Source organism: Ralstonia sp. ASV6 (assembly GCF_016429285.1).
GTDB lineage: Bacteria > Pseudomonadota > Gammaproteobacteria > Burkholderiales > Burkholderiaceae > Ralstonia > Ralstonia flaminis.
Window position 1 is genome coordinate 1 of record NZ_JAELUI010000196.1, and the last position, 7,502, is coordinate 7,502.

General features: G+C 62.7%; 8 protein-coding genes and 1 pseudogene. 3 read left to right on the forward strand and 6 right to left on the reverse strand.

The window, feature by feature from the left end:
- The 6 genes and pseudogenes from JHD73_RS25180 to JHD73_RS25205 form a co-directional block, all read right to left on the reverse strand.
- Positions 1-568 (reverse strand): annotated as a pseudogene (locus tag JHD73_RS25180) (indolepyruvate ferredoxin oxidoreductase family protein); the annotation flags it as partial.
- A gap of 113 nt (positions 569-681) precedes the next feature.
- Complete coding sequence (locus JHD73_RS25185) at positions 682-1,656, reverse strand: 3-oxoacyl-ACP synthase III family protein (RefSeq protein ID WP_199032900.1); 975 nt, start codon at positions 1,654-1,656, stop codon at positions 682-684.
- 38 nt (positions 1,657-1,694) lie between these two features.
- Complete coding sequence (locus JHD73_RS25190; RefSeq protein ID WP_199032901.1) at positions 1,695-2,759, reverse strand: 3-oxoacyl-ACP synthase III family protein; 1,065 nt, start codon at positions 2,757-2,759, stop codon at positions 1,695-1,697.
- Complete coding sequence (locus JHD73_RS25195) at positions 2,760-2,996, reverse strand: acyl carrier protein (RefSeq protein WP_104656191.1); 237 nt, start codon at positions 2,994-2,996, stop codon at positions 2,760-2,762.
- Positions 2,997-3,012: 16 nt separating this feature from the next.
- A complete protein-coding gene (locus tag JHD73_RS25200) occupies positions 3,013-3,729 on the reverse strand; it encodes an HAD family phosphatase (RefSeq protein WP_199032902.1) in 717 nt (238 codons plus the stop codon).
- 14 nt (positions 3,730-3,743) lie between these two features.
- Positions 3,744-4,451: an AfsA-related hotdog domain-containing protein gene (locus JHD73_RS25205; protein ID WP_199032903.1), complete on the reverse strand. Its 708-nt coding sequence runs from the start codon at positions 4,449-4,451 to the stop codon at positions 3,744-3,746.
- A 520-nt stretch (positions 4,452-4,971) separates the two neighbouring features.
- Between JHD73_RS25205 and JHD73_RS25210 the strand changes: the two genes are divergently transcribed.
- From JHD73_RS25210 to JHD73_RS25220, 3 genes are all read left to right on the forward strand, one after another.
- Entirely contained in the window at positions 4,972-5,355 is a 384-nt protein-coding gene (locus tag JHD73_RS25210) for a nuclear transport factor 2 family protein (protein ID WP_199032904.1), read from the forward strand.
- Between the two features lie 99 nt (positions 5,356-5,454).
- Positions 5,455-6,276, forward strand: coding sequence for a hypothetical protein (locus JHD73_RS25215; RefSeq protein ID WP_199032905.1), 822 nt, complete (start codon positions 5,455-5,457; stop codon positions 6,274-6,276).
- A gap of 66 nt (positions 6,277-6,342) precedes the next feature.
- On the forward strand, positions 6,343-7,502 hold a 1,160-nt coding region (locus JHD73_RS25220; RefSeq protein ID WP_199032906.1), incomplete at its 3' end, for an MFS transporter.

A 7,502-nucleotide genomic window follows, 5' to 3' on the forward strand; every position in this document is an offset into this window, starting at 1 on the left:
AGCGCGACATGGCCCAGCCATGCAGGCCCAGCTCGATGTACTCCTGCACATCGGCCGGATACAGCACGGGAATCATGGCCGAGCAGAACAGGTGATCGCTCTGATGCGGCAAGGTGGACGAATACGCACCGTGGTCATCGCCCGCCACCAGCAGCACGCCGCCGTGCGCGCTGGTGCCGGCATGGTTCAGGTGCTTGAGCACATCGGCCGAGCGGTCTACGCCCGGGCCCTTGGCATACCAGAGTGCAAACACACCGTCGTGCTTCGATTCACCCAGCAGGTGCACCTGCTGCGTGCCCCACACGGCGGTGGCGGCCAGGTCTTCATTCACACCGGGTTGGAAGCGGATGTCGTGCGCGGCCAGCGCGTCGCTGGCCTTCCAGAACGCCTGGTCCAGCCCACCCAGCGGCGAGCCGCGGTAGCCCGACACAAAGCCCGCCGTGTTGAGCCCCGCGGCACGATCACGCAAGCGCTGCACCACCATCAGGCGGACCAGCGCATCGATGCCGCTCAGGAACACGCGCCCCGTGTGCGCCGTGTATTTGTCTTGTGCCGTGATGAGTTGCACGCGAACCTCGCGAAGGTGGGGCGGTAGCAAAACGCAGCGCGAACGGAGCCTGCCCCGCCGCGCAGCGGGCATCGGAACAGCGTTGATTGAAAAGCGAAGCGTCGCTTGGCGGCCTACCAGTCGATCAGGCAGGCGCTCCACGACAGCCCGGCGCCAAAGCCGATCAGGACGACCTTGTCACCGCGCATCACGCGGCCTTGCCGCACGGCATCGCCCAGCGCCAGCGGAATGCTGGAGGCCCCCGTGTTGCCGGTATCCGCCAGGCTGACGAAGAAGCGTTCCGGCGCAATGCCCATCTTGATGCGAACCGACTCCAGCATGTGCGCATTGGCCTGATGGAAGACAAACAGGTCGATGTCTTCCTGCTCAAGGCCGTTCTTCTCCAGCAGTGCGTCGATCACCTCCGGCACCTTGGTCAGCACGAAGTTGAAGACACCCGGCCCGTTCATGCGGAAATCCGGCTGATACGCGCCGCCGCTGGTCAAACCATGCAGCCCCGAGGTGTACGCGGTGATGGCCTCGGCGCCGGTGCCGTCGGTGCCGAATTCGAAATCGCGCACACCGATGCCGTGGTCCGCCCGGCGAATGAACGACGCCGTGGCCGCATCCCCCATGATGGTCTTGAGGCTGCGGTCTTCCGGTGCCACCAGCTTGGTGTACGTGTCGGCCGTGATGAGCAGCACGCCCTTGGCGCGGCCGCTGTCGACCAACCCTTCGGCCAGCATCAGGCACGACACGTAACCCGAGCAACCCTGATTCACGTCGAGCGCCCCACTGCGCGTGGGCAGACCCAGCGCATGCTGCACCAGGCAGGCGCTCGTCGGGATCAGGAACTTGGGCGTCTGGCTGCAGAACAGGATGAAGTCCACGTCTTCCGGCGCGATGTCGTGCTCGTCCAGAAGACGGCGTCCAGCGGCGATGGCCAGCTCAAGGCTGTATTCGTCGTCGCCGGAGATATGCCGAAGGTGGATGCCGGTTTTGCCCGCGATTTTGTCGACAGGCCAATCCGGGTTCAGCTCAGCAATGGATTGATTGCTGAGCGTCGCATCCGGCAGCGCATAGCTGATCGATTGAATCTGTACCGCCATGAGAGGGCTCCGCGTGAGTGCGTGGTTGCGCGACTGCGTTATTGACGGTGATACACAAGAGGCACCATGACCGGGTCGGCCTGCCGCAGCAGCGCCCCACCCCATGAAAAACCCACGCCAAAGCCGACCATGCCGAGCGTCTCACGGGCTGGGCGCGAGGCGTCCGCGTCGTGCTCGGTCACCATCATCAGCGGGATGGACGGTGGGCTGGTGTTGCCGAAGCGGTCGATGTTGCTTGGCATCTTCTCGGGCGCAATGCCGATCTTTTTCGAGAAGTAATCGAGCATGAACTTGTTGGCCTGATGGAAGAGCCAGCGGTCCACGCTCTGCACCGGCCAGCCGGAGATGGTGGAGAGCTGCTGCACCAGTTCCGGCACATGGTTGAGCGTGAGACCGAACACGGCCGAGCCATCCATGTACAGCTCTTCCTGCGAGCGCAGCACCTTGTCCTGCGGGTGCGGGCGGCGTTCGGCCGATTCCACCGTGCGCGGCTGCCGAAAGCCACCGGCTTCGATGATGAGCGAATCGCTGCCCGCGCCGTTCGTACCGGCAAAGAAAAAGCTCTCGGCCGCGTCTTCCGAATACTCGATCGCCGTGGCCGTGCCTGCATCGCCAAACAGGATGTTGGCCGGAATGTCGTGCGGCGAGATCAGCTTGCTGGGTGTATCGCCCACCAGCAGCAGCACGCGCCGCATGCCCTCCTTGGCCAGCAGCCCGAAGGCCACCATCAGCCCATACACATAACCCGAGCAGCCCAGCGTGATGTCAAACGCCGCGCACTGGAACGACAGCCCCAGCCGGCGCTGCAGCACGCAGCTCGTGGCGGGCACCACGTAGTCAGGCGTTTGCGAGAGGAAGATCAGCGCGTCGACGGAATCCTTCTCCCAACCGACGGACTCCAGCAGGCGCTCGGCCGCTACGTAGCAGAGGTCGGACGCGCACATGCCATCGGGCGCCACATGCCGGGCCTGGATGCCGCACAGCTTGGCCGTCCGGCCGATCTCCACCGGATCACCGGCGATGTCTTCGTTGCGCCGCACATGCTCCGGCACCGCGGCAGACACCCCGGCAATGCGCGCGTTGTGAAAGCGCCGGTAGCCCATTCAAGCCTCGACGCTCTGACCGTGGACCAGCGCACGCAACTCGCGGAACGTAGTCAGCTCCTGCAGCGCCATCGGGTCGACCACCTTTTGGTAGTGCGTGTCGATCAGCGCAATGGTGCTCAGAAACGCCAGCGAATCCCACACCGCCTCCTCCACCATGTTGAAGTCGTCGGTGATCCGCTCCGGCGACACTTCGAGCAGGGCCGCGAAGTCTTCAATGAATTTTTGATCGTCCATCGGTTCACCTCAATCATCAGGAAACAGCGGGGGAAATACGCCAGTCGTGCCGGCGGGCATGGTCCAGCAGTGCTGCGTTGGAGCCGACCGCCACCGGGTGGTCAGCCAGGGAAAGCATGGGGATGTCGCTGTCGTGGTCGCCATAGGCAAAGCCACCGTGCATGGAGAGGCCGTGCACCTGCAGGAACTGGCGCAGCGCAATGGCCTTGCCCTCGCCAATAGTCGGCTCACCCAGCATGGCGCCGGTGTAGCGGCCGTCGCGCTGCTCCAGGCGCGCGCACACCACGTGCTCGATCGACAGGTCGGCCGCGATGGGCGCAACGGCCTCGGCAAACGAACCGCTCACCACAATGACAACGGCACCGGCCTGCTGATGCGCGTTGAGCCGTGTGACCACCGTGTCGTGGTACAGCGCCGCACGATTGGCCTCAAACCACTGCTGCGCGGCACGTGCCATGTCGTCCACCGGAATGCCCGCAAGTTGTCGGTAGAAGTAGCGGTTCTGCGCGGCGCGGTTGGCATTGCGCTCGACGTACCACGTCAGGTTGGCGCGCACGTCACGGATGCGGCGCTCGGCTTGGTCGGGCGAGTCGGCCGTGCTGCGGTGGTACTGCTCCAGCACGGCGAGCATGCTTTTCGGGCGGATCAGCGTTTCGTCCAAGTCGAACACCGCACAGATACGCGCAGCGTCAACCGCAGGTGCAGCACAGTCGGGAGCGATGGCGGCAGTCATGGCAGCGCCTTCCTTCAGTTGTGCAGCGACTTGAGCGCCGTGCTTTCCAGCGCCGAGACGAACTTGCGATCCAGCACGGTAAAGGTGAGCGAGAGTTGCGCGATCACCTTGCCTTGCTGGTGAAAGTCCATCTGCACGGCCATCTTGCCGTCGCCGGTTGCGCGCAGGTTGCGCTCCAGCACGCGGTACTCCAGATCCACCCGGAACGGATAGGCAAACGCCTTGAAGTCCACGTTGATGTTTTCGGCCAGGTACATCTTGGCTGCCGTGGAGTGGAATTTCTGCGTGACGGCATTTCCCATCTGTCGCGCCGCTTCCAGCAACACCATGAACTGCACGTGCTTGCCGGTTACGTGGTCACTCAGGTCGGCACATTCATCGTCGATCAGCAGCACGCTGGTGTAGGTGTCTTCGCCGGTTTCCTGCGGGTCGGAGATCAGCGTATTGGAGCGTTTGACCTTGTGCGTGAGCGTGCCGTCACAGCGCTGGTGGCTGTCGAAATAGCTGCGCAGTGAAATCTGCCCGGCATGGTGGCTCTGCGCCACCAGGTCACGCAGCACATCCACCTGCGATTCAGAGATGCCCTGCTCCAGCGAGATGGCGGCCGGTTCAAGCTGCCCGTCACGCACACGCGCAACAAGCTCATCGAACGTGAGGATGCTTTGCGCGTTGGACAACTCCCGAAACTTGTTGCCAACCACACGAATGAGGGTATCGGTCATAGGGCGCCTGTCGTATGCGTGCTGGGTAATTGGATTGCCAATTGCGATTCACTCGACATTCATTCGAGTACGCGTCGCATTTGTCATCGTTTTTATATCGACCCGCCTTTTCCGCATGTGCGCTATTGCATTTACCGATGCGGCCAACCTGATGAATTCGCGCTTTGGTGCCCTGCCGCAAATCCACAGCTGAAAGCGGTTCGTTGCCTCTGCCGGACGCATCCTACCGTTTGCTGCAATGCGGTCAACTGCAAAAAAATACAGTAGACGGGTTGCCACTTTTCACACAGCATCCGCGCTTAATCACGGCGCCTTTGTGCTTTGAACCAAACCGGGGCACGCGGGGCGCTGCCGCACCTTTTTTATCTGCAAACCGGTGCACGCACGTGATTTAAAAGGCCGCCATTGGATTGCCAATCAATTCAATGCGACGGATTGGTGAAACCGCGCGTTGGTGTGCGGCATCCAGCCCAACCCGGATGCCTGCCGATGCGCCCCACACTCCAACAGAGGCAACAAGATGGCTCAACACGACTCCAAGGCCCTGGCCAACCAGTTCATCCACGCGCTGGAAACGCGCGACCTCGACGCCGTATCCGACCTGCTGGCCGACGACGTTGTCTTTGAAGACGTGCCGCTGGCCGACACCGTGCACCGCGGCAAGCCCCGTGCCGTCGAGAAGGTGGCCGAGTTCTTCGGCAAATCGTCTTCGTACGTCTGGAAGAAGCACCGCGTGGTGTCGGAAAACGGCACGGTGTTTGTCGAGCGCACCAGCGACATCGTCTTTGGCGACAAGAAGGTCACGCTGCCCATGGTCGTCATTCTTGAATTCAACGACGCCGGCAAGCTGACGCTGTTCAAGGACTACTTCGACCTGCAGACGCTGCAAAACCAGCTCGCCTGATTCGCCGGGCGCATTCCATGCAGGCACGTCGCCACCCTGAGCGGTGGCGGCGCCTTCCCATCGCCCTACCTACCGATCCACCGTTTGAGGAGATGACCGATGAGCACGTCGTATCGCTCCGAAATCCACCGCTTCGGCGCTCCCGCCGAAATCCGTGACCTGCACATCGATGAAGCCGTGGCGCTCGTGCGCGACGGTGATGCGATTGCCGTCTTGCTGGACGTGGTCCAGCCCGAGCAACTCGATACGTGGTGGGCTGACCCGGCCTACCCCGAGGTGATTCCGCACCGCTCGCTCTCGGGCGTGGCCAACACCGGCGTGGCTGTCGGCCCGATGCAATTTCTGGAAAACGAAAAGCTCGTGGTCGGGCTGGCGGACTACTTTGCCTATGCCGGCCGCTTCAACGGGCAATTGCGCAACACCGCTTTTGCACGGCTGATTCACGATGCGCTGCACGTCGACACGGTGCAGGTGGGCACGTGGGCGGAGTTTCCGCTCACCTCCAAGCGCGAGTTCCAGCCCAAGAAGGAAGGCATCTACAGCGTGCCGCCGCATTGCGACGCCATCCACTTCTCGCGCGACCCGGCCAACTGGCCAATTGGCGAGAACTACTCCGAGCTGAAGAACCAGATCTCGGTGTTCCTCTCGGTGGCGGATTCCAATGAGGGGACGGGCCTCGTTTTCTGGGACTACCGCCCGCAGGACTTCACCCAGCTGCACACGCTGATGCGCGAGTTCTTCGCCAATCAAGCCATCCCTCAGCTCGAAGGTGTGCCCAAGCTGCTGGTGCACGGCAAGCCCGGCCAGTTGCACGTGCTCAACACACGCGTCATGCATGCCGTGGAGCAATGCCAAGCCGTGCGACGCACGATCGGCGCCTTTCTGGTGCGCCATGAAGACAGTTGGCGCATGTTCCACTGAACCCGCCCAGCCACACGTTGACCGGCAGATACCCGTGCGGTGTCTGCCGGTACAAGAGGCCCAGCCATGAAGAAATGGATCGTGCTGTTCTCGATCGGCATCTACCTGCTGCTGATCAACCTGGACCTGACCATCGTCAACCTGGCGTTGGCGGAGTTCTCCAAGGATTTCAACGCCAGCATCGAGCAGATTCAGCTTGTGATCGTCAGTTACCTGGCAGCCGCAGCGGCGTTCTTCTGCCTGTCGGGCGTGCTTGCGGATCGCTACGGCAAGAAGCGTGTGTTCATGGCCGGCGGGCTGCTGTTCGTGCTGTCTTCGCTCTATATCGGGGCGTTTGCGCACAGCATCGAGGCCATCATCGCCGCGCGCTTCATTCAGGGCATCGGCTTCTCGGCCACGCTGGGGCTGGCGCTCATCCTGATCGGCAAGGCGTTTCCGCCCGAGCAGAAGGGTCTGGCAACGGGCGTGGCCGTCACCATCACCGGTATCGGGCTGGCGGCGGGGCCACCGTTGGGCGGCTTCATCCTGCAGGCGTTCGGGTGGGAGATGATCTTCCTCATCAACGTGCCGCTGGGGTTGCTGTCGCTGCTGCTCACTGCGGTGTTTGTCGATCAGGATGATCCGCACGAACTGAGTGCCCGCGCGCTCGACATGGTAGGTGTGCCGCTCTACCTACTCGGGCTCGGCTGCCTGATCGTGCTGTCCAACGCGCTGGCCACGCTCTCTTGGGGGCAGATCGGCGCGTTGACTGCCGTGGGCGCCATCTCGACTGTACTGTTCGTGCGTCGCAGCCTGCGCGTGGAGGCACCGCTCATCAACCTGTCGCTGCTGAAGAACGGCACTTACCTGACAGTGGTGGGCATCCGCATCATCTTCAACTTCGTGATGGCGAGCTTCCTGTTCGTGCTGCCACTGTTCATGCAGAACATCCTGAACTACTCGAAGGTACGCGCGGGGCTGTGGGTACTGTGCATGACGGCGTGCATCTTTGTGGTGGGGCCCGTCACCGGCAAGGTCATCGACCGCCACGGCTACAAGCTGCCGGTACTCATCGGCATGACGCTGTTGCTGGTGAGTTGCGCCGCGTTCCTCACGCTGCGTGTGGACCTGTCCATCGTGCTGTTCGTGATCGGGCTGGTGAGCTTCGGCCTGTCAAACGGGGCGCTCACCACGGCCACCATCAACGGCGCCACATCGCAGGTTTCACCCAAGCACACGGGCACGGC

What these genes read in the sequence shown, in the direction of transcription:
- JHD73_RS25185 (WP_199032900.1), bottom strand. Translation starts at nt 1,656, where the DNA reads ATGGCGGTACAGATTCAATCGATCAGCTATGCGCTGCCGGATGCGACG.
- JHD73_RS25190 (WP_199032901.1), bottom strand. Translation starts at nt 2,759, where the DNA reads ATGGGCTACCGGCGCTTTCACAACGCGCGCATTGCCGGGGTGTCTGCC.
- JHD73_RS25195 (WP_104656191.1), bottom strand. Translation starts at nt 2,996, where the DNA reads ATGGACGATCAAAAATTCATTGAAGACTTCGCGGCCCTGCTCGAAGTG.
- JHD73_RS25200 (WP_199032902.1), bottom strand. Translation starts at nt 3,729, where the DNA reads ATGACTGCCGCCATCGCTCCCGACTGTGCTGCACCTGCGGTTGACGCT.
- JHD73_RS25205 (WP_199032903.1), bottom strand. Translation starts at nt 4,451, where the DNA reads ATGACCGATACCCTCATTCGTGTGGTTGGCAACAAGTTTCGGGAGTTG.
- JHD73_RS25210 (WP_199032904.1), top strand. Translation starts at nt 4,972, where the DNA reads ATGGCTCAACACGACTCCAAGGCCCTGGCCAACCAGTTCATCCACGCG.
- JHD73_RS25215 (WP_199032905.1), top strand. Translation starts at nt 5,455, where the DNA reads ATGAGCACGTCGTATCGCTCCGAAATCCACCGCTTCGGCGCTCCCGCC.